Source organism: Salinispora oceanensis (genome assembly GCF_000383575.1).
In the GTDB taxonomy this organism is placed as follows: Bacteria; Actinomycetota; Actinomycetes; order Mycobacteriales; family Micromonosporaceae; genus Micromonospora; species Micromonospora oceanensis.
Window position 1 is genome coordinate 934,345 of sequence record NZ_KB911579.1, and the last position, 1,776, is coordinate 936,120.

General features: G+C 59.7%; 2 protein-coding genes and 1 pseudogene. 2 read left to right on the forward strand and 1 reads right to left on the reverse strand.

Features of this window, described 5'->3' with window-relative positions; genetic code table 11:
* Nucleotides 1–378 (forward strand): ETX/MTX2 family pore-forming toxin (locus SALPAC4_RS0104095; RefSeq protein WP_029127490.1); only part of this gene is annotated, 378 nt, incomplete at its 5' end.
* Nucleotides 379–517: 139 nt separating this feature from the next.
* On the opposite strand, the pseudogene SALPAC4_RS28885 reads toward SALPAC4_RS0104095, so the two are convergent.
* Nucleotides 518–911: pseudogene (locus SALPAC4_RS28885) on the reverse strand (helix-turn-helix transcriptional regulator); the annotation flags it as partial.
* A gap of 397 nt (nt 912–1,308) precedes the next feature.
* On the opposite strand from SALPAC4_RS28885, the gene SALPAC4_RS26035 reads away from it, so the two are divergent.
* A partial coding sequence (locus SALPAC4_RS26035; RefSeq protein ID WP_162562170.1) for an ETX/MTX2 family pore-forming toxin occupies nt 1,309–1,776 on the forward strand: 468 nt, incomplete at its 3' end.

Here is a 1,776-nt window from a genome sequence, read left to right on the forward strand (position 1 = left end):
CAGTCGGAGACGATCAGGGAGACACACACCGCGCCGTCCCAGAAGGTGCTGGTGCCCGCAAAACAAACCCGGTACGTCGTGTCGTCGCTGACGCAAAACACCTACAATGGCTCGCTGGCGCTGAATGGCAGTTTCCACGGCTCATTTGTGGCTTCCAGCACTCTTTTCCCCCTCCCCCACCCGTACAATATGTATAACGTCTTGTCCAAGGCTAAAGATGCCGGCGCCAAGCTTCCTGCGGGATTCTCGCTGAACAGCTCCACCAGAAGGTTGGACTTCCAAGGAGCCGGGACCTACACGGTGAAGGCCGGGGTTCACTTCAAGGTTGAGGTCCTGGAAACGTTGCCGAGTGGGTTTCCGGCAACACAATGCGCCTGAGTTAGAGCGGGACCAGGTGGCCACCAAAGGGCACAGCCACCGGAGGTGTCCCACCGACACCCACCACAACGGTGCCCCGCCCGACCACGAGGTCAGGCGGGGCACCGTGACAAGCCGCCCAGGCTTCCATGCCCCTCGCAAGCGTCACGGCGGAGCGCGGCAGTCGGCGGGCGACCTCGTCCAACGGCCCGTGGATGAGAACGTCGACCTCCCAACGGTACGAAACACGAGCAAGCGCCGACGTCAGATGGGTGACGGGGTCAAAGCCGTCCGGCACCGTGAAGGTCTGCCTACCAGTTGCAAGCGAAACTATCCGGTCGATCCGGAAGGTTCTTAGGCTGCCGTGCCGGTGGTCGTGTCCGACCACATTTCCAGCGGCCGCGATGGAAGACGACACCGTACGGATCGAGGTCACGTTCGGTCTACTCCTGTCGCCAGGACCGGTAGCTCATCCGGACCGCGGTGCGGGCGCGCGACGCCTGGGCCAGGGCCAGCAGCACACCCATCTCGGGCGCCTGCGCGGTCACCGTGTCCGGCTACACGGTAGGCACCGTCTCGACTGTGCCCAGGCCCTGACCCTCTGTCGCAGTGGCATATCACTTCCGTTAACCAGTATCTCAGATACATAAACCAAGATAACGATTCGGCAATGAAGGATAGACACCTAAAGCATCTGCCAAGTAGCTGACAAGCTGGAATAGTTTGCATACAAGCCGAGAGCAGAGCTGGTTTCCAGTGGCACGGTGAAGGCTGCGAGTGCCGCCAGGATGTGCCTGGGGCGTAATTGTGTGTAAGATTCATTGACGTCAGCATCGACTCCCAGATCAGATCGACCAAGCCCGCAGGAGGGGCGTGGTCGAGCGAGCTGGCCGCACCATGGAACAGTCGATGCCATCGAACTTACTGGCATCACATGGAAAGGAAAGCAGTATGAGGTTAAAGAGGACGCGGGCGCTCCTGGCGATGTCGATCGGCACCGCAGCTGCGGTGTTGATGACCGCCTCACCCGCACAGGCAGCGACCATCACCGACATCACCGCACTGATCGAAGATCATTCGAGGTACGTCGTCTTTAATGGTCTTGATCTCATCGGCTCGCCGACTTTGATCTCGGAGACCGATGCGGTTCCGGTGGGTACGGCGAAGGTCGTGTCAAGTGCTCCGTTCTACCTGGGATGCGCGAGTTTGACGAACTCCACAAGTTCGGATCAGACCCTGACGAGCCACTCGTTCAGCAAGGGCTACTGGAACACGGTATCGACGACCGTCACCACCGGTGTGTCGTCCACCATAAAGATTTCGGGTAGCTTCGCCCTCTCAAAAGTAGTCGGCCTTGACCTCGAAGAGTCAGTAACGGTGTCGTACCAAAATTCGAACACGCAGTCGGAGACGATCAGG